The 22,750-nt window shown below is 61.6% G+C and carries 20 protein-coding genes; 9 read left to right on the top strand and 11 right to left on the bottom strand.

Features of this window, described 5'->3' with window-relative positions; all coding sequences use genetic code 11:
• Window positions 1-68 precede the first annotated feature (68 nt).
• Together PQQ86_RS19555 and PQQ86_RS19560 are read right to left on the bottom strand one after the other, a co-directional pair.
• The gene (locus PQQ86_RS19555) at window positions 69-1,637 is read right to left on the bottom strand and encodes an efflux transporter outer membrane subunit (RefSeq protein WP_408269887.1); all 1,569 of its coding nucleotides are present in this window, start codon (window positions 1,635-1,637) and stop codon (window positions 69-71) included.
• Window positions 1,638-1,882: 245 nt separating this feature from the next.
• Complete coding sequence (locus PQQ86_RS19560; protein WP_408269890.1) at window positions 1,883-2,245, bottom strand: hypothetical protein; 363 nt, start codon at window positions 2,243-2,245, stop codon at window positions 1,883-1,885.
• A gap of 251 nt (window positions 2,246-2,496) precedes the next feature.
• Between PQQ86_RS19560 and PQQ86_RS19565 the strand changes: the two genes are divergently transcribed.
• A complete protein-coding gene (locus PQQ86_RS19565) occupies window positions 2,497-3,039 on the top strand; it encodes a MarR family winged helix-turn-helix transcriptional regulator (protein ID WP_408269892.1) in 543 nt (180 codons plus the stop codon).
• Between the two features lie 135 nt (window positions 3,040-3,174).
• Window positions 3,175-4,737: a DHA2 family efflux MFS transporter permease subunit gene (locus PQQ86_RS19570; RefSeq protein ID WP_408269895.1), complete on the top strand. Its 1,563-nt coding sequence runs from the start codon at window positions 3,175-3,177 to the stop codon at window positions 4,735-4,737.
• Window positions 4,738-5,215: 478 nt separating this feature from the next.
• Here PQQ86_RS19570 and PQQ86_RS19575 read toward each other — a convergent pair whose 3' ends face one another.
• From PQQ86_RS19575 to ada, 4 genes are all read right to left on the bottom strand, one after another.
• Entirely contained in the window at window positions 5,216-5,716 is a 501-nt protein-coding gene (locus tag PQQ86_RS19575) for a hypothetical protein (protein ID WP_408269898.1), read from the bottom strand.
• Between the two features lie 278 nt (window positions 5,717-5,994).
• Entirely contained in the window at window positions 5,995-7,611 is a 1,617-nt protein-coding gene (gene gshA / locus PQQ86_RS19580; protein WP_408269900.1) for a glutamate--cysteine ligase, read from the bottom strand.
• Between the two features lie 334 nt (window positions 7,612-7,945).
• The gene (locus tag PQQ86_RS19585; RefSeq protein WP_408269903.1) at window positions 7,946-8,863 is read right to left on the bottom strand and encodes a DNA-3-methyladenine glycosylase family protein; all 918 of its coding nucleotides are present in this window, start codon (window positions 8,861-8,863) and stop codon (window positions 7,946-7,948) included.
• Entirely contained in the window at window positions 8,860-10,035 is a 1,176-nt protein-coding gene (ada, locus tag PQQ86_RS19590; protein WP_408269906.1) for a bifunctional DNA-binding transcriptional regulator/O6-methylguanine-DNA methyltransferase Ada, read from the bottom strand. Before ada ends, PQQ86_RS19585 begins: the two co-directional genes overlap by 4 nt.
• Window positions 10,036-10,432: 397 nt before the next feature.
• On the opposite strand from ada, the gene PQQ86_RS19595 reads away from it, so the two are divergent.
• Window positions 10,433-10,858: a VOC family protein gene (locus PQQ86_RS19595; protein ID WP_408269909.1), complete on the top strand. Its 426-nt coding sequence runs from the start codon at window positions 10,433-10,435 to the stop codon at window positions 10,856-10,858.
• A gap of 34 nt (window positions 10,859-10,892) precedes the next feature.
• Here the strand turns inward: PQQ86_RS19595 and PQQ86_RS19600 are convergent, their stop codons facing one another.
• Both PQQ86_RS19600 and PQQ86_RS19605 read right to left on the bottom strand, forming a co-directional pair.
• Window positions 10,893-11,450, bottom strand: coding sequence for a YaeQ family protein (locus tag PQQ86_RS19600; RefSeq protein ID WP_097393475.1), 558 nt, complete (start codon window positions 11,448-11,450; stop codon window positions 10,893-10,895).
• A gap of 149 nt (window positions 11,451-11,599) precedes the next feature.
• The gene (locus PQQ86_RS19605; RefSeq protein ID WP_408269911.1) at window positions 11,600-12,577 is read right to left on the bottom strand and encodes a LysR family transcriptional regulator; all 978 of its coding nucleotides are present in this window, start codon (window positions 12,575-12,577) and stop codon (window positions 11,600-11,602) included.
• A 177-nt stretch (window positions 12,578-12,754) separates the two neighbouring features.
• Here PQQ86_RS19605 and PQQ86_RS19610 point away from each other — a divergent pair, with 177 nt between their 5' ends.
• The 5 genes from PQQ86_RS19610 (at window position 12,755) to PQQ86_RS19630 (ending at window position 20,007) form a co-directional block, all read left to right on the top strand.
• Window positions 12,755-14,203, top strand: a complete 1,449-nt coding sequence (locus PQQ86_RS19610; RefSeq protein WP_408269913.1) for an aldehyde dehydrogenase family protein — start codon at window positions 12,755-12,757, stop codon at window positions 14,201-14,203.
• A gap of 257 nt (window positions 14,204-14,460) precedes the next feature.
• Complete coding sequence (locus tag PQQ86_RS19615; protein WP_408269915.1) at window positions 14,461-15,465, top strand: arabinose ABC transporter substrate-binding protein; 1,005 nt, start codon at window positions 14,461-14,463, stop codon at window positions 15,463-15,465.
• Window positions 15,466-15,564: 99 nt separating this feature from the next.
• Window positions 15,565-17,124, top strand: coding sequence for an L-arabinose ABC transporter ATP-binding protein AraG (araG, locus tag PQQ86_RS19620; RefSeq protein ID WP_408269918.1), 1,560 nt, complete (start codon window positions 15,565-15,567; stop codon window positions 17,122-17,124).
• Between the two features lie 85 nt (window positions 17,125-17,209).
• Complete coding sequence (gene araH, locus PQQ86_RS19625; protein WP_408269920.1) at window positions 17,210-18,214, top strand: L-arabinose ABC transporter permease AraH; 1,005 nt, start codon at window positions 17,210-17,212, stop codon at window positions 18,212-18,214.
• Between the two features lie 59 nt (window positions 18,215-18,273).
• Window positions 18,274-20,007: an IlvD/Edd family dehydratase gene (locus PQQ86_RS19630; RefSeq protein WP_408269923.1), complete on the top strand. Its 1,734-nt coding sequence runs from the start codon at window positions 18,274-18,276 to the stop codon at window positions 20,005-20,007.
• Between the two features lie 271 nt (window positions 20,008-20,278).
• Here the strand turns inward: PQQ86_RS19630 and sap1 are convergent, their stop codons facing one another.
• Entirely contained in the window at window positions 20,279-20,617 is a 339-nt protein-coding gene (gene sap1, locus PQQ86_RS19635; protein WP_408269926.1) for a surface attachment protein Sap1, read from the bottom strand.
• 449 nt (window positions 20,618-21,066) lie between these two features.
• The gene (gene speG / locus PQQ86_RS19640) at window positions 21,067-21,606 is read right to left on the bottom strand and encodes a spermidine N1-acetyltransferase (RefSeq protein ID WP_093634539.1); all 540 of its coding nucleotides are present in this window, start codon (window positions 21,604-21,606) and stop codon (window positions 21,067-21,069) included.
• 277 nt (window positions 21,607-21,883) lie between these two features.
• On the opposite strand from speG, the gene PQQ86_RS19645 reads away from it, so the two are divergent.
• Complete coding sequence (locus PQQ86_RS19645; protein ID WP_408269929.1) at window positions 21,884-22,063, top strand: hypothetical protein; 180 nt, start codon at window positions 21,884-21,886, stop codon at window positions 22,061-22,063.
• A 214-nt stretch (window positions 22,064-22,277) separates the two neighbouring features.
• Here PQQ86_RS19645 and PQQ86_RS19650 read toward each other — a convergent pair whose 3' ends face one another.
• Window positions 22,278-22,748, bottom strand: a complete 471-nt coding sequence (locus PQQ86_RS19650) for an HIT family protein (RefSeq protein ID WP_408269932.1) — start codon at window positions 22,746-22,748, stop codon at window positions 22,278-22,280.
• Between the last annotated feature and the right edge of the window lie 2 nt (window positions 22,749-22,750).

Raw genomic sequence — 22,750 nt, forward strand, 5'->3', positions numbered from 1 at the left:
AAAAGAGGCATGGCCGCATTTCGCGGCCATGCCTCTTTTGCTTTGCTTTGCCCGGGCGAGTCCCTTGCCTAGTTGCTCTGCGCTCGTTGCGGCGCGGCCCCGCTTTGCGCCACGGGCGTCGCCGACGCTGCCGGCTGCGGTGCGGGCGCCGCCATATCGCCCGTTTCGCGGTTCATTTGCGACGCGTCCCAGCCGCCGCCGAGCGCCTTCACCAGACCCACCGACGACACCATCCGCTGCCCGGCGATGCTCTCCAGCTTTTGCTCAGCCAGGAAGGCCGTGGTCTGCGCGGTCAGCACGTTGACGTAGCCGACCGTACCCGCCTTGTATTCGTTCGTGACGATAGCCAGTGCCTGACGCGCTGAATCCACCGCTTGCTGCTGCACGACGATTTCCTGCTCGAGGATGCGCTGCGAGGCGAGATTGTCCTCGACGTCCTGGAACGCGGCCAGAATCGTTTGACGGTACGCCGCGACGTTCTGGTCGTAGGCAGCACGCGCGGCTTCGGTCTTTGCCTCACGCAGGCCGGCGTCGAAGATTGTGGCGGCGAGTTGCGGGCCGAGCGTCCAGAAACGCGACGGCGCGGTCAGCAATTGCGAGAACACCGAATTTTCGAAGCCACCCGTGGCCGACAGCGTCAGCGACGGGAAGAACGCCGCGATCGCGACGCCGATCTGTTCGTTCGCGGCCGCGGCCTTGCGCTCAGCCGATGCGATGTCCGGACGCCGCTCGAGCAGCGCCGACGGCATCTGCTCGGGCACGGCGGGCGGCGTCGCGGTGAGCGGCATGGGCGGAATCGAGAAGGTCGAGGCCGGTTCGCCGACGAGTACGGCGATCGCATGCTCGTCCTGCGCACGCTGCACACCGTTGTCGATCGCGGCCGCTTGTGCCGATTGCAACTGCGTTTGCGCCTGGATCACGTCTGAGCGTGCGGCGACGCCGGCAGCGTACTGATTCTGCGTGAGTTGCAGCGAGCGCTGGTAGGCCGCGACGGTGTCGTCGAGCAGCTTCTGGGTGGAGTCGAGCGCGCGCAGCGAGAAATAGGTTTGCGCGAGCGTGGCCTGGGCGGACAGCCGCGCATTCGCCAGATCGGCGGCGGCGCCCTGCTGCCCGGCTTTCTGCGAATTGACCGAACGCGTGACCGAGCCCCACAGGTCCGGCTCCCAGCTTGCGTCGAGTTGTACGTTGAAGCTGTTGCTGACGCCGGAGCGGCTTGAGGCAGTGGTCGAGTTGCCACTGGACGACGAACCGTTGCCGGAGCGCGTGGCGCCTGCCGATGCACCGATGGTCGGGAAATACGCCGCGCGCGCTTCGCCGACCAGCGCACGTGCCTGGCGATAGGCGGCGGCAAATTGGGCGATGGTCTGGTTCGACGCGTTCAACTGCTCTTCGAGCGCGTTGAGTTGCGGGTCCTGATAGATGGTCCACCAGTCGCCGCGGTCGTGCTGATCGGCCGGCTGGGCGACTTTCCAGCCGGGCGCGGCTTCCTTGTAGGACGCGGGGATCTCGGCCGCGGGCCGCTTGTAGTCGGGGCCGACCACGCAGCCGGCCAGCACGGTGGCGAGGGCCGCGGCGACTGCGATAGTCAGGGCGCGGGGCGCAAGCGTCCGCGCGCGCGAGATTCGTTCAAACTGCATGCAATGGATTCCTTCTGGACGCCGCAGTGCGGCCGATGGCGGCACTGCCGGCCGAGATCATGGCTCTGCCGGAATGTTAGCGTATGGGACCGCTTGGACGCGGGAAACTGAAAGGGTAATGCGGGGGGAGGCGGAGGTGTGTTACTTAGCGTGTCGGGATGGTTACGTGCTGTTACCGGCCTGGTTGCCTTTGGCGGCGGAGGAACGCCGCACAGGCAACTAAGGCCGATTCCACGACTAGAGAATCAAACTCGCGAATCGGATGACGTGGGCTGCCGGGCCTGCTTGCCAGCAGCAGCCCGGCACGGCGCGCCTGAGCGTGCCTGGCAAGGGCCAACCGGGCTTGCAGCCGCAGCGGCGGTCGCGACGACACTCCCCGCCACAATGACGGACCCCATCGATTCCACCGGGACGGCCTTCGTCCCCTTCTGCCCTCGCCGATGCTCCACCCATGCCAACACCGCGACTCCCACCGATCCACCGGGCAGCACGAACAGCACGGCGAACAACGCGAGCTTCCACCAGCGATGCGGACCTTGAAAGCTGCTCAGCGCGGAATCGGTCAGGGAGCGGCTCAAACCGCCAAGGGTGTTTTTTAGGTACAGCATCGGGGAAATCCTTTTCGCACGGCGCCATTGCGGCGTGCAGACAATCGGTCAGAACATGGTCTCGGGCGGCGCGGGTCGCGCGTAACTCGTTGCCTATAATAATATTGACTATGCAATTAAATTTCAAGATACTTTGCTCGCGCGCAGCCGTGGTGTTGTTTTTTGCGCCGTTCGCACGACGCGAAATGAAATTTGACTTGTCTGCTTAGGCAGCTAGAATCCGTTCTGCTGATGATGTTCCCGGATACACGATGCCCGACGGCCCTTACAACGCGGACGAGATTCACCTCGAATCGAGTCTCGGCTATTACCTGACGAAAGCGCGAAACGTGCTTGTCGAGCGGATGGACCGTGCGGTCAAACCGTTAGGACTCACCGCCCAGCAAATCGGCGTGATTCTGGTGTTGTCCGCGCAGCGCGCGAGCACGCCGTTCGAGTTGTCGCGCGTCATGTCATACGACAGCGGATCCATGACGCGTCTGCTCGATCGCCTTGAAAAGAAAGGCTTTATCGCGCGAACGCGCAGCGAGGCCGACCGCCGGATGGTCAAGCTGGAATTGACACCGCAGGGCCACGAAGCGGCGCGGCAATTGCCCAGTCTGGGAGCCGCCGTGCTGAACGAGCAGTTGCGCGGATTTTCCGCCGCGGACCACGCCACCTTGCTCGACCTGCTCGGCCGTTTTATTGCAAACGGGATCGACGATGGAACAAGCGCGTGCTGCGGCCTCGGACCATCGCCGGACTCGCTGGAAGACTCACCCGAAGAATCTCCGCCAGGTCTCGGCGGACAGTAACCAAGAGGCGCTTTTGAAAGCGCCATCGTTTGAAAATGTCTGTCTGGGCAGAGGGTGATCCGGCATATAAGCACGCCGCTTAAAGGGTGCGATAAAGCTGCCGCGACAAGCTTTCCCGGCTGAGGAGAAACACACATGGCTGCCACGGCTCCCGCCGACGCCCTACCCGCCGCTGAACTCGCTCCGCTCAAAGGCGGGGCGCTGGCGTTGCTCACCGTCGGTCTCGCGCTCGGCACGTTCATGGAAGTGCTCGACACATCGATCGCGAACGTCGCCGTGCCGACTATCTCCGGCAGCCTTGGTGTGGCGACCAGTCAGGGCACCTGGGTTATCTCGTCGTATTCCGTGGCTTCGGCGATCGCAGTGCCGTTGACCGGGTGGCTGGCGCGGCGCGTCGGCGAAGTGCGGCTGTTCACGCTGTCCGTTCTGCTTTTCACGATCGCCTCGGCCCTGTGCGGCTTCGCGCACAACTTCGAGTCGCTGATCGCATTCCGGCTCCTGCAAGGGCTGGTCTCCGGGCCGATGGTCCCGCTTTCGCAGACGATTCTGATGCGCTCGTACCCACCGGAAAAGCGGGGGCTCGCACTCGGCCTTTGGGCCATGACCGTGATTTGCGCGCCGATTTTCGGGCCTGTAATGGGCGGCTATATCACCGACAACTACACGTGGCCCTGGATCTTCTATATCAATGTGCCGATCGGATTGTTCTCGGCGGTGTGCGCGTTCCTGCTGTTGCGTGGCCGCGAAACCAAGGTCACCAAACAGCGTATTGATGCGGTCGGCCTCGCGTTGCTCGTGATCGGCGTGTCGTGCCTGCAGATGGTGCTCGATCTCGGCAAGGATCGCGACTGGTTCAACTCGACGTTCATCATCACGTTGGCGATTATTGCAGTGGTGTCGATTGCGTTCCTGCTGGTGTGGGAGATGACGGACAAGGAACCCGTCGTCGATCTTTCGCTGTTCAAGGATCGTAACTTCGCGCTCGGCGTGGTGATCATTTCATTCGGGTTTATGGCGTTCTTCGGGTCAGTGGTGATTTTCCCGCTCTGGCTGCAGACCGTGATGGGGTATACCGCTGGGCTTGCCGGTTTGGCGACGGCGCCGGTCGGCATTCTCGCGCTGTTTTTGTCGCCGATGATCGGCAAGAATATGCATCGGTTGAACCTGCGTGTGGTGGCGAGTTTTGCGTTCATCGTGTTTGCGTTCGTGTCGTTCTGGAACTCGACTTTTACGCTCGATGTGCCGTTCAATCATGTGATCTGGCCGCGGTTGGTGCAGGGTATTGGCGTCGCCTGTTTCTTTGTGCCGATGACTACTATTACGCTGTCCAGCGTGTCGGATGAGCGGCTTGCTAGTGCTTCCGGGTTGTCGAACTTTTTTCGGACTTTGTCTGGGGCGATTGGGACGGCTATTAGTACGACGTACTGGGAGAATGACACCATCTATCATCATGCGATGTTGACTGATTCTGTTAACGTTTATGCGGCTAATACGAATGCCTATACCAACGCGTTGGGGAGTCTTGGGCTTTCTGGAGATAGTCTTACCGCTCAGTTGAATCAGGTCGTTACCGCGCAGGCTTATATGATGGCCACTAATGATTTTTTCCGTATTTCTTGTGCGGCGTTTCTTGTGCTGGCTGTGCTTGTTTGGGTTACTAAGCCCAGGAAGGGGGTTGGGGCTTCTATGGGGCACTGACTGTTTTTTTGCCTTCGGCGGTGGTGGTTTTTTTGTTGGGTTTTTTGGGTGTGGTTGGGCTCTGTGTTTGTGGTTCTGGGTTTGGTGCCTTTCCTTGTTTTGGTAGTGGTCTATTAGCGTTGCCCCTGTGCGGGGCGGCACCTACTTTTCTTTGCCGGCTGCAAAGAAAAGTAGGCAAAAGAAAGCAGCTCAAACCGCTCATGCTAAGTGGGCACCGTGGTCTGCCGCGGGTAGTGGCACATCTGGAATCTGTGTTCTCTCACATTCGGCGTTAGTGACAAGGGTGTCATTCTTCCGGCGGCGCTGCGCGCGCCGAAGAGTACTTCCTAAAACCACTCGTCGTGCTTTTGCGTTGTTGGGTCGCAGGGTCTGATTTTTTGTGGCCGGTCAGATCGTTCTACACGCGGTGTCTGGTGAAGCGATCCTCGAGAGGATCGCGAACTCGTTCTTCGTTGATTGCGCTGCCGCTTTTTTTCTCCTACTGCGTTATCGCTTCTCCGCTTGTTCCCGGGATTGATTGCCCCTGCGAGGCATCGGGGTGCATCGCCGTTGGTGCAGGTTGCGATGGTTTTGCGTCGCTCTGCGGCGCGCTCGCCGTGTTGCCTCGTACGTATTGCTTGAAGTCGGCGCCCGCCTCCCATGGGTTTGGTTTGCAACCCATTGAGCCGTCGCAATGTGCCGCGAAACCGATCGTTGCTGTGCCGTCCGGGTTCGGGGTGCGCGTGATCTGGTACGCCAGCGCACGCTTGCCGCCGTCCGGGCCGGATGTCTGGATCAACGTGTCAGTCGCAGACTCGATCTTGTACGTCGAATGGCCCGCTACCCATGTCTGCGCTCGCTGCCACCAGATATCACACTCGGCCTTGCTCGAACACGTCAACGGCGTCGTCGCGATCTGCATCACGTCAGGGTTCACCTGCCCCTGCGTCGAACACCCCGCCGCCACTACGCACACTACGGCTAACAGACCTTTTTTCATCGCGGTGAAGCCTCCCTCTCTGGAGCGTGTCGTCTAAGTTGGACCGCATCCCCGGCACGGTGTTTCATACGCATTTGCGAATGACTAAACGAACGGAGATTTTGCCGATATGGTTGGGCCGCCGGCATCGCTTTGCGTAGACGTTACCTATGCGCAATAAAGAAGCGGCCTGCCGAGGCCGCTTCCTGCTTCGCAAATGAAAATGCCGTTCAGCGATGACTGAACGGCATTAGTTCTCGGGCTGCTTTTTCCGGCGCGTTGCCTACGTTCGTCGTCGTTTAGACGCTAAACCGGTTCAGCGTGTACGCCCTGTAGGCCGCGACGAATGCATCGAATGAACCGACCTCTTCCCGTTCAAGTTTGGCCTGCTCTGCGAGTGATTGCTTAGCGAGGTCGGCGAATTCTTTCGTCTGCGCGGCATCCAGCGGGCGCGCGCGGAAATAGGCGGCGTGCGCTTCGCTTTGCTCGAGGCCAAAGGCGAGGAAGCTCTGCTGCTTGTCGCGCATCGTCTGTAATACGCGTGCAGACGGTGTCAACGATGCATCCGCCAGTTTCGCGCGTTGAACCGCCACGGCGCGGGCGTGTGAGTCGCCGCCATGCAGCGCGTCGAGCGTTGCCGCGGCTGCGTCGATCTTGACCAGCAGTTCGTTCGCCCAGTCCGTCATCGCGATGGGGTTGCCGTCTCGCGTCAGTTCGAGGCCCGGTTTGCGGCCTTCCATCGTTACGCGGCCGAAGTTCTGATTGGCCTCCGCGTACGCGTCCGGCGGCAGCGTTGCGCTGTCGTCGAGCGCGCAGACCAGCAGGTAGGCGTCCAGAAAACGCGACGTCTCCAGTGAAATGCCGGTCGGCTGAAATGGGTCAATGTCCATGCAGCGCACTTCGACGTATTGCACGCCGCGCGCAGCCAGCGCGTGCAGCGGACGCTCGCCGGGATGCGTGACGCGCTTGGGACGGATCGTCGAATAGAACTCGTTTTCGATTTGCAGTACGTTCGTGTTGATCTGCACCCACTCGCCGTCGCGCTGCGTGCCGATCGCTTCATACGCGGGGTACGGCTGGCTCACGGCCTTCGCGAGCGCGTCGAGGTAGCCTGGCAGTGTGTCGTAGTCGGCGTGCAGCGCGGCTTGCGCCGTGGTGTTCGAGTAGCCGAGATCGCTCATGCGCAAACTGGTCGCATACGGGCGATACAGCGTGTCGGCGTCGAAGGTTTCGAGCGTGTGTTGGCGATCGCGCAGGAAGCGGCGATCCAGTGCCGGCGATGCGCCGAACAGGTACATCAGCAGCCAGTTGGTGCGGCGGAAATTGCGGATCAGCGCGAGGTAACGGTCGGACTGGAAATCGACGGCGTTTGCCGTGGATTGCTGGTCGGCATGCAACACCCGCCACACTTCTTCGTTCAGCGAATAGTTGTAGTGGATGCCCGCAATGCACTGCATCGTGCGGCCGTAACGGAGCGCGAGGCCAATGCGGTACACGTACTTCAGTTTGCCGATATTCGATGTGCCGTAATGCGCGATCGGAATGCCTTCGTCCGTTTCGGGCAGCAGGCCCGGCATCGAATTGTTCCACAGGATCTCGTCGCCGAGCTCAGCGTAGACGAAACGATGCAGCGTATCGAGCTTCTCGAGCGTGATCGCGACGTCGTGTTCAGCCGGCGTGATCAGTTCGAGCAGCGCTTCGGAATAGTCAGTGGTGAGCGACGGATGCGTGAGCGCCGAGCCGAGCGCGCGCGAATGCGGCGTCATGGCGAGCTTGCCGTCGTGCGTCACGCGCAAGCTTTCCTTTTCGATGCCGCGCAGGCCGCGTATCAGCGCGTCGCGCTGCGGGCCTGTGGTGAGCACGGACAGGCGGTGCGAAAACGCGTTGTTCGTGCGGGAAGGTGTCGTGTTTGGCATTGATGCGAGTCGGGCGTTGTCGGCCGCCATGTGCCGCTTCACTGCTTAGGTGCAGCACTGCGCGGTTGACAACGTTCGGCGGAATTTTCGGGTAGCGGGCACTTTAACATCTCGCCACGACACCTGCTTGAGGCCGCTTCGGACGGCCTTCCGACAATACAACCAGGCCTGATTTCAGCGCGATTCAGCACGAAAGGGGCTGCCCTGCGCCTTACGCTACCCTTCACGTGCCCGACGCGCGATTCGCGTAGCGTCCGAGTGCAGCCGACGCGCTAGCCGCCTGCCCACCGTCCGCCAGTTCCATGTGGCTCTCCTCCCCGACTGCCACACCACCTCAGCCGCCGCGCGCGGCGCCGGCCCGATCCGCCACCTCGTTCCACAGATGCATTGCCGCGTACGCCCGCCACGGCCGCCACGCGTCGGTGCGGGTGCGTTGCTGCGTGGGCCGCACGAGCGCCGGATCGCGCGCGCAGATCGACTGCATCAGCACGAGGTCCCATGCGGGCCAGGCGTCGGCATCACGCCATGCACGCATCGCCACGTACTCGACTGTCCATGGCCCGATGCCAGGCAGTGCGAGCAACGCTGCGCGTAGGCTGTCGGCATCGGCGACGTTGCTGTCGAGCGGCACGTCGCCTGAAGCGACCGCCTGCGCGAAGCCTTGCAACGCCGCTACGCGTTTACCCGGCATGCCGATCTTTTCCAGATCCACAGCCGCGAGCGCGGCGGGCGTCGGAAAGCGCCACGCGGTGTTCTCATGCAGATGACCTTCGATGCGCTCGCCGGCACGCTGCACCAATCGTCCGATGATCGTGGTCGCCGCCTTCACGCTGACCTGCTGCCCGACGATCGCGCGCACCACCAGCTCGAAGCCCGACCACGCGCCCGGCACGCGCAGGCCCGGCACGGCTTCGATCAACGGCGCGAGCCATGGGTCGGCGGCCAGTTCATTGCCGATCTTCTTCGGATCGGCGTGCAGGTCAAACATCCTCGCGATCGGCGCGGCGAGCGCCTCGGCGTGACGGCTCGCGGGGCCGTCGATGTTCGCGACGATGCAGCGCTTGCGCGGATGCAAGCGTACGGTCAGCGTGCCGCTGTCGCCGGCCCAATCAATAGCGCGGCGATAGGCGCTGTCTTCGACGGCTTCGACGCCGGGCGTCGCGCGCCCGCCGAAAAAGCGCAGCAGGCGCGGCCAGTCGAAGGGTGGTTTGAAGGGCAGTTCGAGTGTTGCGACGTCGTCAAGCGTGCTCACGCGGCATGGTCCAGGTTGATGGTGGTTGCGATGGCCGCGTGCTCGCGGCGATTGGGTTCGTCACGCGAAACGTCGCCTGCGTGCTGGGCTTCGTTCTCGAGCAGTGCAGCCTTGCGTGGCAGGCCCCAACGGTATCCCGCCAGCGCCCCGCCCTTCTGCACGACCCGGTGACACGGAATCGCCAGCGCGACCGGATTCGTCGCGCATGCGCTTGCCACCGCGCGCACGGCCCGGGGTGAGCCGACCGCTTCCGCGATCTGCGAATAGCTGCGCGTCTCGCCGTAGGGAATACGCCGCAGCGCGTCCCATACACGTTGCCGGAATGCGGTGGCGGCGATATCCAACGGAAGATCGAAGTCCTGGCGGGTGCCGCGCAGATACGCGTCGATCTGGGCGATGAACGGTGCGAGCCGCGTTGCGTCTTCGACCAGTTCGGCGTTGGCGAACTCGCCGCGCAGATCGTCGACGAGTATCGCGGCATCGTCGCCGAAACCGATTTTGCAGATGCCTTTGTCGGTGGCCGCGATCAGCACGAAGCCGAGCGAGGTCGACGCGCTGGCGTAGCGCACGGTGAGCCCGGCGCCTTTGCGGCGAAACGCGGATGGCGCCATGCCCAATTCGGCTGACGCGCTGTCGTACATCCGCGATGGCGAGCCGAAGCCGGCGTCGAGCGTAGCGCGCGTCACGTCCGACCCGCTCTGCAGCGCATCGCGCAACGCGGCGCCGCGCTGCGCGGCCTGATACTGACGCGGCGAGACACCCACCACGCGCTTGAACAGGCGCTGCAAGTGGAACGGGCTGACGTGTACCGCGTCGCTCAACTGCGCGAGCGTGAGACGTTGCTGCGGATCGGCATCCAACGCGGCGCAGGCGCGATTGACGATCTCCAACTCGCGCGGCAGTCCGCCGGGCTGGCAACGCTTGCAATCGCGATAGCCCGCGGCGCGCGCGGCGTTTGCGTCGGTGAAGAAAGCGACATTTTCGCGACGCGGTTGGCGCGACGCGCACGATGGGCGGCAGAACACGCCCGTCGTTTTGACGGCGTAGAAGAACGCGCCGTCGGCCTGCGGCTCGCGGCGGGTGACGGCCTCCCAACGCTCGGCGTCGGTGGCCCAGCGCGGCGTGCTGACGGCGTCTTCGTTGCTGGTCTCGGTAGTGTCGATGCGGTTCATGATGGTCCCGGAAAATCGGTGTCGATGCTCACCAATGTAGGCCGCATGCCGAAACACTACGCCCCGGTTCTTGCTCTGTCATTGCGCTTCCTCGTAGGGCCGGAAGCCCCGCCGGGCGCCCGTTTCGCCTCAAACTGCGACAATTTGGCCCGATATCGGGTTTTCCCTTAAAAAGTTATTGCGTCGCATCAACCCCATGTGTATATTAGTACTTGTCTCCTCCATGTCTCCTCCTGATATGGATTCAGCCCGCTCCACATAGAGCGGGCTTTTTTTCGTCTGAACATCTCTGATCTGCCCCTCGTGGCGCGTTCATCGCCCGCTCTCGCAGCGCCGTCCTTTCTCCTACACTGGTGGCTGTTCATCTGTTCTGCGAGCCACGCAAGGGGCGTTCGATATGAAAATCCACATTCGCGAGATCGATCACATTGTTATTCGGGCGTCGAACGTTCCGGAGATGACGCGCTTTTACTGCGAGGTGCTCGGTTGCAGCGTCGAGAAGGAGCAACCCGATCTGGGGCTGACGCAGTTGCGCGCGGGGCGCTCGCTGATTGACCTGTTAAAGGTCGGCGCCAAGCTCGATCACCCGGAAAACGGCGTGCCGGGCGCGGGGCGGAATATGGACCACCTGTGTTTGCGGGTTGAGCCGTTCGACGCCGAGGCGCTCAAGGCACATCTGGCCGAACACGGCGCGCGGCCTGGCGAGGCGGCTTTGCGCTATGGTGCGGACGGGTTTGGGCAGTCGCTGTATCTGTTCGACCCGGAAGACAATATGGTCGAACTCAAAGGACCACCCGAAGCGGCGCGTGTGACGTCGCTGTAACGGGCGCTGCCAAGGCTTTTACCAGGTTATCACGCTACCACGCGTTGGCGGGCGCCTTCAACACCGTCCACTCGATCTTCACCGCATCGGCATCGGCGCTGCCGAGCCATGCTTCGCCGTCCTGCACGGTGCATTGCAGACGCATGGTCCGTTCGGCCAGCGAGCCGAGCGCGGCGGCGATGTCTTCACCAAGCGTCCACACCGTCACATTGCGCATGCGTTCGACCTTGCCGCGAACGCCTTGCCACCAGATGTCCGACGTGCGGCCGCCATAAGCGATCACGATCACCTCGTTCGAGCGGCCGCTCGCCTTGGCAATGCGCCGTTCGTCAGGCTGGCCGACTTCGATCCAGGTTTCGATCGCGCCGGTGAGGTCCTTCTGCCACAGGTCAGGTTCGTCGACGTCCGACAAACCTTTGCAGAATTCAAGGCGTTCCTGCGCGAACAACGCGAATGCGGCGACGCGGACCATCATCCGTTCGTCGGTTTCCGAGGGATGGCGGGCGATCGTCAGGGAATGGTCGGCGTAATAGTGCCGGTCCATGTTGGCGATCTGCAGTTCCGCCTTGTAAATCGTCGATTTGAGAGCCATGCCGTTACTAAACCAGGCGCTCGCTCCACCGGAGCGAACAGAAAAAGAATCGTCGACGGCGCGTTGCCGTTTTCCGTGTTTGTTGTACATCGCTATTCCTCCCGAGCCTAACGTCGGCTGCAATTGCGCTATTGCAACGGGAGAAGCATTTATCGCGCCACTGTCGACTCGAAAGCGGTGCCATACACCTCGGCAGCGGCTGCCCGTAAGGCTTCGAGCACGACGGAGGCCGCTGGCGAAAGCAGATGCGACTGGCGCGTGATGATACCGAATGTATCCATTCTGCACGGTAAATCGATCGGTACCTGTTTGAGAACACCGTACTGTTGGTACTGACGCGCCACTTCGTCAGGTAAAACCGCCAACATGTCGCTTTGAAGTAATAAGCTCGAAATTGCCAAAAAATTATTGGTATTGACGACGTTTTGGGGCGGATTCAGTCCGATCTGCGAAAACATCAGATCAAAGCGATGGCGCAAAACGCTGCCCGGCGGGTGCAAAACCCAACTCGCGTTGACGATTCCGCGTAGTGTCAAACCTGTTTCATTTTCGAGAGGATGTCCGGGACGCGCCACCACGCACAGCGGCTCGTCGGCGAGCGGTTCGTAGCGGACTTCCGCCTTGAACTGGTTCTGCCGCTCCAGTACCCGGCCGATCATGATGTCCAGTTCGCCTTCGGCAAGCTTCGGCAGCATCACGTCCGACGTTTCCACCTCCACCCAGATTTGCAACTGCGGATAGCGTTCCTTCACGCTGGCGATGGCGCGCGGCACCATCGTCGCGGCGGCCGCGGCGATCACGCCGATTCGCACCTGGCCGGCCAGACCGGCGCGCAGTGCCGAGATTTCATCGTGCGCGTGGCTGAGATTCGAGAGCACCATGCGCGCGTGACGGATCATTACTTCGCCGTACAGGGTGGCGTGCATGCCGTGCGGCGTCCGGTCGAACAGACTCACCTCCAGCATGTCCTCCAGCTCTTTCAGAAGCCGCGACGCGGCGGGCTGGGTCATGCCGAGCACGTCGGCGGCACGCCGTACGTTGCCCTCCTCTTCCATCGCTGCGAGCAGCAGCAACTGCCGTGTTTTAAGCCTCGCCCGTACGAACCAGTTCGAGTAGCTACGCGTCATGGCCTGTCTCCTTATGCGGCTTGAAGCCGTCTATCGGACGATTTGCCGTCGTTGAGTCTCCATCATGCCATATCGAAATTGATATCGGGATGGCCTAAAAAGGGATTGGAAAGTTATTGGGGCGGCTCATACCATTCGTGGACTTTCTGAGCTTCCCCATGTGGCGCCCTCCCGTCGATGAATCGCGATCCGCTCGTCCCGCTCGTTGCCAGTCCGTTCCGTCATTACATCAATGGCGGATGGGAGACGGGCGCGACCACCGGCGTGTCGCTCAATCCGTCGGATCTCGATGAACCGGTCGGCGATTACGTGCGTGCCGATGCAAGGCAAACCGATACGGCCATCGAAGCGGCCAGTGCGGCGTTCCGCGAATGGTCCCTTGGTTCGGCGCAGCGCCGCGCGGATGCGCTCGATGCAATCGGCAGCGAGCTGCTGGCGCGGCGTGACGAACTCGGCCGGTTGCTTGCGCGCGAGATCGGCAAGCCATTGCCGGAAGCCTTGAGCGAAGCCATGCGCGCCGGCCAGCTTTTCAAATTCTTCGCCGCCGAGGCGCTCCGTGCGTTTGCCGAGCCCGTGGCGTCCGCGCGCGCCGGCGTCGAGATCGATGTGACGCGTGAACCGCTCGGCGTCGTCGGCATCATCGCGCCTTGGAGTTCGCCGCTGGCGATTGCCGCCGCCAAGATCGGCGCCGCCCTCGCCCACGGTAATTGTGTGGTCTTCAAACCGGCCGAATCGGCAGCGGGTTGCGCGGCGGCGCTGGCATCGGTTGTCAGCCGCGCCGGTTTGCCGGCTGGCGTATTCAATCTGGTGATGGGCAGCGGCCGGCAGGTCGGCGCGCGTATCGCTGCACATCCGTTGGTGGCGGCGATCAGTTTCACAGGGTCGGCAGAAACCGGCACACGTGTCCTGCAGGTTGCCGCTGCAAGGCAAGCACGCGTGCAACTGGAAATGGGCGGCAAGAATCCCTTCGTGGTGCTGGCCGATGCCGACCTCGACGGCGCCGTCGATGCAGCCCTCAACGGCGCCTATGGTTCCACCGGCCAATGCAGCACGGCTGCGTCGAGGTTGATCGTCGAACGTGCAGTGTTCGAGCCGTTCGTCGACGCATTGCGGACAAAGCTCGCCCGGCTCAGCGTCGACCACGCGCTGAAGCACGGCACGGATATTGGCCCGGTCGCCAACGCCGCGCAGTTGGAGCGCAATCTCGATTACGTACGTGTTGGTCAGGAGGAAGGCGCGCAACTGCTGCACGGCGGCCGGCAGATGGAACGCGCGACACGTGGCTACTTTCTCGAACCGGCTTTGTTTATCGGCGAACCCGAACACCGTATCGCACGAGAAGAGATCTTCGGTCCGCTCGCTGTCGTGCTGCAAGCCGACGACTACGACCACGCGCTGCAGCTCGCGAACGACACCGCTTACGGTCTATGCGCCGGCATCTGCACGCGCTCGTTGAGCCGCGCGCGGCATTTCCGCCGCCATGCGCAATGCGGCCTCGTCACGATCAACCTGCCGACGACCACCGTCGAGCATCACGCGCCTGGTGGCGGTCGCAAGGCGTCGGCCTACGGCGCAACCGATGCAGCGTTCTGGACGGCCGTGAAAACGGCCTACGTCGCGGATTGATGGCGATGAGACTCGCTGACTTCGCCACTTCTCCCCCCGCTCAGTCCGCTGCCCATTGCAGCGCCGTAGCTTCCATATATCTCGCAGTTCACCCGGCCGCGAATTTCGCCGCCCAGCATGCAGCGCATTGCACGACGCACGCTGCCGAGATTCAAACGGCTCACCCCATTGCCCATCCACGTCCCGGCTGACGCCGCCGTGCATCCCCGCTGCAAATAAACGAAACCAATGCAGCTTTTCAACCTCAGGAGACAAGTATGACCAGCAAGCTTCGCCGTTTGACGCTATCCGCGATCGCCGCCGCGGCCCTCGCCGCGCCCTTTGCCGCACAGTTCTCCGCGCATGCCGATCAGCCGCTGAAAGTCGGCTTCCTCGTGAAAATGCCGGAACAGGCGTGGTTCATCAACGAACAGAAAGCCGCTACCGCGCTAGGCCAGAAGGACGGCTTCGCGGTGGTCAACATCGGCACGCCCGACGGTGAAAAAGTGCTGGCCGCGATCGATAACCTCGGCGCGCAAGGTGCCAAAGGTTTCGTGATCTGTGCGCCCGACGTGCGGCTCGGACCGGCGATCCAGGCGCGTGCGAAGCGCTACAACATGAAGTTCGTCACCGTCGACGATCAACTCGTCGACTCCACCGGCAAGCCGCTGCCGAACGTGCCGCATCTGGGCATGTCCGCGTTCAAGATCGGCAATCAGGTCGGCACGGCGATCTCCGACGAGATGAAGCGCCGCGGCTGGAAGCCGGAAGAAGTCGGCGCGCTGCGCATCACGAATTACGAACTGCCGACCGCCAAACTGCGCACCGACGGCGCAACAGAATCGCTGTTGGCCGGCGGCTTCAAGAAGGAAAACATCTTCGACGCGCCGCAAAAGACCACCGATGACGAAGGCGGCTTCAACGCATCGTCGCCTGTGCTCGCGCAGCATCCGAACATCAAGAAGTGGGTGATCTTCGCGCTCAACGAGGAAAGCGTGCTGGGCGGCGTTCGCGCGACAGAGCAACTTCACATTCCGTCGGCGGATGTGATCGGCGTCGGCATCAACGGTGCGGGCGAAGCGTTTGCCGAGTTCCAGAAGAAGGAACCGACGGGCTTCTACGGCACGATCGCCGTGAGCTCGACGATGCACGGCAAGGAGAGCACGGAGAACCTCGTCGAGTGGATCAAGGACGGCAAGCAGCCGCCGGCCGACACGCAAACCACCGGCAAGCTGATGGTGCGTGGCAACTGGCAGGACGTGCGTAAAGAGCTCGGCATTTAAGCGGTCTTCGAGTCTGCACATTGCGGGCCTTTTTTACGTTCACGCTGACGTCAACGCGAGATCGGCCCGCACAGCTTGTCCACCCGCTAGAGGCTTTCGATGACGGTTTCTCACACTGGCGAAACGGGCCAAGCGGCGCGGCCCGCGCAAGCGCCCTCGCTTACGCTTACGTCGACTGATCCGTATCTGCAACTCGACGGCATCACCGTGCGCTTTCCCGGCGTGCTCGCGCTCGACCAGGTGTCGCTCGACGTGCGGCGCGGCGAAGTACACGGATTGATGGGCGAAAACGGCGCCGGCAAATCGACGCTGCTCAAAGTGCTGTCCGGCGTGAACCAGCCGGCTACGGGCACCTTGTTGCTCGACGGTGTCGAGCAACAGTTCGTCACCACCAAGGCGGCCATCGCGGCGGGCGTCGCGATCATCTATCAGGAACTGCATCTGGTGCCTGAACTGACCGTTGCCGAAAACCTGATGCTCGGCGCCCTGCCCAACCGCTTCGGCGTGCTCGATGAGAAGGCGCTGGTTGCACGTGCGGTGCGCGAGCTGGAAAGACTCGGCGAAAAAATCGACCCGTCGCAGCAGGTGAAGAATCTGTCGATCGGTCAGCGGCAGATGATCGAAATCGGCAAGGCGCTGATGCGCGATGCGCGTGTGATTGCGTTCGACGAACCGACGAGTTCGTTGTCGTCGCGCGAAACCGCGCAGCTGTTCAGGATCATTCGCGCGTTGAAGGCCGAGGGCCGCGCGATCATCTACGTCACGCATCGGATGGACGAAGTCTACGAACTGTGCGACCGCGTGACGGTGTTTCGCGACGGTCGCCGCATCGATACGTTCGAAGCCGGCGACGGACTCGATCGCGATCGCCTGATCAGTTGCATGGTGGGCCGCTCGATCGCCGACGTGTACGGCTACCGCTCACGTGGACTGGGTGGCCTGCAACTCGAAGTCAAGGACCTGATGGGACGTGGCTTGCGCGAACCGGCCTCGTTTACCGCACGTAAAGGTGAAATCGTCGGCTTCTTCGGTCTGGTGGGTGCAGGCCGTTCGGAGCTGATGAAACTGATTTACGGCGCGGTCAAACCGAGCGCCGGTGAGATCACACTCAAGGGAAAACGCGTGCGTTTCGCCACGCCGCGCGATGCCGTGCGTGCGGGCGTCGCACTGTGTCCCGAAGATCGCAAACAGGAAGGCATTGTCTCGATTGCTTCGGTGTCGGACAACCTCAATATCAGTTGCCGCCGTCACTTCAGCCGCTTCAATGTACTCAACGGTCGCAAGGAGGCGCAGACCGCCAAAGAGTTCATCGGCAAGCTCTCGATCAAAACGCGTAATGGCGAGACACCGATCGGCACCCTCTCCGGCGGCAATCAGCAGAAAGTGATTCTGTCGCGCTGGCTTGCTGAAGACATCGACGTGTTCCTCATGGACGAACCCACGCGTGGCATCGACGTCGGCGCGCGCAGCGAGATTTACGGCTTGCTGTATGGGCTCGCTGAAGCGGGCCGCACGGTCATCGTCGTGTCGAGCGATCTGGCCGAAGTGATCGGCGTGGCGGATCGCGTGATCGTGATGAAGGAAGGCTGCATCGTCGGCAATCTGCCAAAGGCGCAGGCCACGCCGGATGCGCTGATCAAACTTGCGCTGCCACGCTGAGGACGCCGCGCCCGCCAGTCAACCAAAGGCCACTGAATGCAACCGACGGCAACTGCGTCGCGCCATCGAAAACGGAACAAACATCATGCAAACACCCTCAACCGACTCCTCCACGCCAGTCATCGCTTCCTCGGGCCTGAGCGCGCGCGCCACGCGCACCTGGGATCTGATCAACAAGTCCGGCATCGTGATGGTGTTCGTCATCCTGTTCGCGGCTTTGTCGTTCACGGTGCCGGATTTCTTGAGCTCGCGAAACATCCAGGGCTTGCTGCTCTCCGTCACGCTAATTGGTTCGATATCCGTAACGATGATGTTCGTGCTCGCGCTGGGCGAAGTGGATTTGTCGGTGGCGTCGATCGTTGCGTTCGCGGGCGTGGTTGCGTCCACCTTGATTACCGCGACGCATAGCGTGACGCTCGGCATCGCTGCCGGCGTGCTTGCGGGTGGCGCGGTCGGACTGGTTAACGGCGTGCTCGTCGCGCGCTACAAGATCAACTCGCTGATCGTCACGCTCGCGATGATGGAGGTCGTGCGCGGCCTCGCCTTCATTACGTCGAACGGTGACGCGGTGATGATTTCCGAAGAGCGTTTCTTCGACCTCGGCGGTGGCGCGTTCCTAGGTATTTCCTATCCGATCTGGAGCAACATCGTCGGCTTTGTGTTGTTCGGTTTTCTGCTGAAGAAAACCGTGTTCGGCAAAAACGTGCTGGCCGTGGGCGGCAATAGCGAGGCCGCTTTGCTCGCGGGCTTGCCGGTCACCCGAATCAAGATCACAGTGTTCGTATTGCAGGGCCTCGTAACGGGTTTTGCAGGCGTGATGCTGGCGTCACGCATGAGCCTTGGCGACCCGAAAACGTCGGTCGGTCTTGAACTCGGCGTGATCTCCGCATGCGTGCTAGGCGGCGTCTCGCTGACGGGCGGCGTCGCAACGATTTCCGGTGTGCTGGTTGGCGTGCTGATCATGGGTTCCGTGCAGGACGCAATGAGCTTGATGAATGTGCCGACCTTCTACCAATACCTGATTCGCGGCGGGATTCTGCTGCTCGCGGTGTTGTTCGATCAGTACCGCCGCAGCAAGCGCGTGCACTGACGCTGACATACGCCCCGGGCCAGGCGCCCCGCACTATATGCTTGCCAACAGGAGATTTCATGGCTGATTCCAACCAGACTAAAAAGCCGCTGCGCAGCCAGGCGTGGTTTGGCCTCAAAGATCGCGACGGCTTTCTGCATCGCTCGTGGATGAAAAACCAGGGCATTCCACACGACGAATTCGACGGACGTCCGGTGATCGGCATCTGCAATACGTGGTCTGAGCTGACGCCCTGTAATGCGCATTTTCGCGAGCTCGCCGAGTACGTGAAAAAAGGTGTGCACGAAGCGGGCGGCTTGCCGCTCGAGTTTCCGGTGATGTCGCTCGGCGAGACCAATCTGCGGCCTACCGCGATGCTGTTTCGCAATCTGGCTTCGATGGATGTCGAGGAGTCGATTCGCGGCAATCCGATGGACGGTGTGATTCTGCTGGTGGGTTGTGACAAGACCACGCCGGCGCTGCTAATGGGCGCAGCGTCGTGCAATCTGCCGGCACTGGCCGTGTCGGGCGGACCGATGCTCAACGGACGGTTCCGCGGCAAGAACATCGGCTCCGGAACGGGCGTCTGGCAGATGTCCGAGGAAGTGCGCGCCGGCACGATGACACAGGAAGAATTCACCGAAGCCGAGTCGTGCATGAACCGGTCGCGCGGCCACTGCATGACGATGGGCACGGCGTCGACGATGGCTTCGATGGTCGAATCGCTCGGCATGGGCTTGCCGCATAACGCGGCGATTCCCGCGGTCGATGCACGCCGGCAAGTGCTCGCGCATCTGGCCGGCCGGCGCATCGTCGATATGGTCCGCGAGGATCTGACGATGGACAAGATCCTCACGCGTGAGGCGTTCGAAAACGCGATCCGCACCAACGCGGCTATCGGTGGGTCGACCAATGCGGTCGTGCATCTGATCGCGCTGGCCAAGCGCATCGGCGTGGAGCTTTCGCTGGAGGACTGGGAGCTCGGCTCGAACGTGCCGTGTCTCGTGAATCTGCAACCGTCAGGCGAGTACCTGATGGAAGACTTTTACTACGCGGGTGGTTTGCCCGCGGTGCTCAAGCAGCTCGGCGAGCAAGGCCTGCTGCATCGCGAAGCGCTGACGGTGAACGGCAAGACGATCTGGGACAACGTGCGCAACGCGCCGAATCACGACGAGAAGGTCATCACGACGTTCGCCGAGCCATTCAAGCCGAAGGCCGGCATTGCGGTGCTCAAGGGCAACCTGGCGCCGAACGGCGCGGTGATCAAGCCGTCGGCGGCAACGCCGCATCTGCTGAAGCATCGCGGCCGTGCGGTGGTGTTCGAGAACATCGAGGAGCTGCACGCGAAGATCGACGACGAATCGCTCGATATCGACGAGCACTGCGTCATGGTGCTCAAGGGCGCGGGGCCGAAGGGATACCCGGGTTTCGCGGAAGTCGGCAACATGCCGCTGCCAAAGAAGGTGCTGCAGAAAGGCATCACGGACATGGTGCGCATTTCGGACGGCCGCATGAGCGGCACGGCATACGGCTCGGTGGTTCTGCACGTATCGCCGGAAGCGGCCGCGGGCGGGCCGCTCGCGTTCGTGCAAACCGGTGACATGATCGAACTCGACGTCGACGCCCGCCGTCTGCATCTGGATGTCACCGACGAAGAACTCGCGCGTCGCCGCGCTGCCTGGCAGCCGCCTGCGCCGCCTACGCGGGGCTACTACAAGCTCTACGTCGACCACGTGCTGCAAGCGGACCAGGGTGCGGATCTCGACTTCCTGGTCGGCTCGAGCGGCGCGCCCGTGCCGCGCGACTCGCATTGATTGTCTTTTAACGGTTAGCCGTTTCTCCCTGCGCTTTGCGAGAAGGCGTATTGCCGATGCGGATCGAAAGCCCGCATCGGCTTTTTTATTGGCGTCACGTTATGGAAAACGCGCATGGAAAGCGCGCGCGGAAATAAAAAACGGCCGGCACTTAATGCCCAGCCGATTTTTAACTCGCAGGTTCGCAGCCCCTCAGTTTTTTATCAGAGGGTTCATAGCGTAAATTAAAACCCGTCAAACCCGGCGTTTACCCGGGGTGTTGGCGTTTAGCTTATTGTTTGATGAATCGATCGTTTGCCCAGAGGCCTTGCGTATCGCTATTGCCGGCATTCACGAATTCGACGTCATGGCCGACTACGCGAACAACGCGGAAACTCGAGTTTTCCGGCGTCGAAACGCACTGATATCCCGAGAAGAATTCCTGCATCTTTTGCTGTTCGCCGGCTTGCGCGTGGCCATCGGCGGCGTCGAGTTTATCCTTCGACAGACAGCCATACGCGTTGGCCTTGAACTGGATTGTTTGCTGCGGCTTGACCATGGCGTCTTGAGCCTGAACAGAAGCGGCAGCCAATCCCGCAATGGCGAAAACAAGGGCGATTCGCGTTTTCATATTTTCCTCCGGTGCGGGTTGAATTACTCAGGTTAGCTATGTATTTAACTTTAACGTCGAACCCGCACCTTGCACTTTAGGAGAACGCGCAAGAACGACAAGCACATCTTGTGTGCGGTCGCAACAGCGGCGAATTGTCGCACCACCTGTTGGACCTGCTTAAGCCTTGAGCAGTCGCTTAAACAGGGCGGATTGAAACGGATAACTAAAAGACGGACAGGGTGCGCCGCTTTAACCAGTAAAGCTTTGCGGTGCGTATTGGCGTAAACGAGAGGCACCAATTAAGTGAATTACTACAATTAATGCAGGCATTTGGTGCGTTGCACACAAAGTCATTCGCCCGACTAATCAAAAATCACGAAATAACGGTGTGTATACAGAAGATAAACGATGCCAGGTGCCCCAGGCGACGCAGCATGGCGTCCCTGGGTGACGCAGGTTGAGGTCACTCAGCCGTGCTGATTGGTCTTGAAGAACTCGGACTGGAACATGCACATGCGCAATGCATTGTGATAGCGGCCGTTGCCGAAAAACTCCTCGATCAACTCGGCTTCGTGCCGGAAACCGCACTTCTCGTAGACGTGGATGGCAGCGGTATTCGACTTGTCGACGATCAGGTAGACCTTGCGCAGGTTCAGCACCGAAAACGCGTAGTCGATCGCGAGCTGCGTGGCGACGGTGGCGTAGCCGCGGCCCTGCGCATGCGGCGCGATGATGATCTGAAACTCGCCGCGACGGTGGATATAGTCCAGCTCGATCAACTCGACGACGCCGACGGTCTGGCCGTCGTTGTCGATCGCCACGAAGCGGCGCTCGCGCAGGTCGTGTACGTGCTGGTCGTAGAGCTGGGTCAGTTCAGAGAACGTTTCATAAGGCTCTTCGAACCAGTAGCGCATGATCTTTGCGTTGTTGTTCACTTCGTGGACGAAGCGCAGGTCGGTGCGCTCGAGCGGGCGCAGGGTCAGTTCGCTGCTGCGTTCGATAGTCATTGGATTCCCCTTGAGAATTATTGGTTTGATTCCGCAGGCTCAGCGTGAAAACTCAAGCTTGCGTTTCCTGTTAGTCCGGCCTCAGCGCGGGGAGTTCTTACAACGCCTCGCGCCCGCGCAGCGCGTTCTTACGAAGCGCGAGGCGTCGCGCGGGTTCGGCGAGGGAGGGGCGTCGCGTTGTCGCAGGCCGCTTATCGCAAATTTGTGAGGGGCTCGGCACCGTGCGGGAACATGCGGTGCTCTACAATGAAATCATGCTCTTGCGATGGAGGCTACCGTGATCGAGCACTTGATGTTAGGCGCCTTTCTGGTCATCCCGCTGCTCATCGTCGCGTTTCTTTTCTCCGACGAATTGTGGCAGGAGCATCGGCATCTGCACGACCTGCACCTTGAACCCACGAAGCCGCGTCGTATCGACTGGCGGCATCCACTGCGCCGCTCGCGGCATCGGGTTTGACCTTTCAGTGAATGCATGGATCATCGCGCCGCAAGCGTCGCTGCGAGGCGAGGGCGGTTCGCGAATGAGATCCGCGAATCAGACCCGCAAATAAAAAAGCCTGCCGTTTCGGGCAGGCTGAAAAGAGATCCACACTCAATGCCTTGTGGGTACAAGGCAGACGCCAGTCTAGCCGTCTAGCGCGTGCGGCTGGTTTCACCGGCCATTACACATATTACGGGGCGTGACCAGTTGCGTCGTCCTCGGCGTTCGCGCCGTCAGCGGGGGCGCGCCAATGGTTGCGAATGCGCGTGGCGAGCGCTTCGAGCGTGGCCGCATCGGCAACGTCGCGTGCGTGCATGCGCAGCGGCTGTCCTTCCCAGCGCGGGATCACGTGAAAATGCACGTGCGGCACCGTTTGTCCCGCCGCCGCGCCATTGAACTGTCCGATGAAAACGCCGTCGGGGCGCAAAGCCGCGCGCACGGCGATGGCGAGTTTCTGCGTCATACGCATGCAGGCCACCGTCGAGGCATCCGACAACTCGAAAATCTCAACCGCCGCTTCCTTCGGCACGACCAGCATGTGGCCATCGGCTTGCGGCATCAGGTCCATGAAGGCCAGCGCGGCATCGCTTTCCGCCACTTTGATGCAGGGTAGTTCGCCGCGCAGAATCTTCGCGAAGGGATTGCTGTCGTCGTAGTTCATCA

The sequence above is a fragment of the Paraburkholderia sediminicola genome (genome assembly GCF_046026675.1).
In the GTDB taxonomy this organism is placed as follows: Bacteria; Pseudomonadota; Gammaproteobacteria; order Burkholderiales; family Burkholderiaceae; genus Paraburkholderia; species Paraburkholderia sediminicola_F.

Coding starts and splice junctions, on each gene's coding strand:
- gshA (WP_408269900.1), bottom strand. CDS start 7,611: ATGCCAAACACGACACCTTCCCGCACGAACAACGCGTTTTCGCACCGC.
- PQQ86_RS19595 (WP_408269909.1), top strand. CDS start 10,433: ATGAAAATCCACATTCGCGAGATCGATCACATTGTTATTCGGGCGTCG.
- araH (WP_408269920.1), top strand. CDS start 17,210: ATGCAAACACCCTCAACCGACTCCTCCACGCCAGTCATCGCTTCCTCG.
- PQQ86_RS19630 (WP_408269923.1), top strand. CDS start 18,274: ATGGCTGATTCCAACCAGACTAAAAAGCCGCTGCGCAGCCAGGCGTGG.
- sap1 (WP_408269926.1), bottom strand. CDS start 20,617: ATGAAAACGCGAATCGCCCTTGTTTTCGCCATTGCGGGATTGGCTGCC.
- PQQ86_RS19605 (WP_408269911.1), bottom strand. CDS start 12,577: ATGACGCGTAGCTACTCGAACTGGTTCGTACGGGCGAGGCTTAAAACA.
- PQQ86_RS19615 (WP_408269915.1), top strand. CDS start 14,461: ATGACCAGCAAGCTTCGCCGTTTGACGCTATCCGCGATCGCCGCCGCG.
- PQQ86_RS19610 (WP_408269913.1), top strand. CDS start 12,755: ATGAATCGCGATCCGCTCGTCCCGCTCGTTGCCAGTCCGTTCCGTCAT.
- PQQ86_RS19565 (WP_408269892.1), top strand. CDS start 2,497: ATGCCCGACGGCCCTTACAACGCGGACGAGATTCACCTCGAATCGAGT.
- PQQ86_RS19570 (WP_408269895.1), top strand. CDS start 3,175: ATGGCTGCCACGGCTCCCGCCGACGCCCTACCCGCCGCTGAACTCGCT.
- araG (WP_408269918.1), top strand. CDS start 15,565: ATGACGGTTTCTCACACTGGCGAAACGGGCCAAGCGGCGCGGCCCGCG.
- PQQ86_RS19555 (WP_408269887.1), bottom strand. CDS start 1,637: ATGCAGTTTGAACGAATCTCGCGCGCGCGGACGCTTGCGCCCCGCGCC.
- PQQ86_RS19600 (WP_097393475.1), bottom strand. CDS start 11,450: ATGGCTCTCAAATCGACGATTTACAAGGCGGAACTGCAGATCGCCAAC.
- PQQ86_RS19560 (WP_408269890.1), bottom strand. CDS start 2,245: ATGCTGTACCTAAAAAACACCCTTGGCGGTTTGAGCCGCTCCCTGACC.
- PQQ86_RS19575 (WP_408269898.1), bottom strand. CDS start 5,716: ATGAAAAAAGGTCTGTTAGCCGTAGTGTGCGTAGTGGCGGCGGGGTGT.
- PQQ86_RS19650 (WP_408269932.1), bottom strand. CDS start 22,748: ATGAACTACGACGACAGCAATCCCTTCGCGAAGATTCTGCGCGGCGAA.
- speG (WP_093634539.1), bottom strand. CDS start 21,606: ATGACTATCGAACGCAGCAGCGAACTGACCCTGCGCCCGCTCGAGCGC.
- ada (WP_408269906.1), bottom strand. CDS start 10,035: ATGAACCGCATCGACACTACCGAGACCAGCAACGAAGACGCCGTCAGC.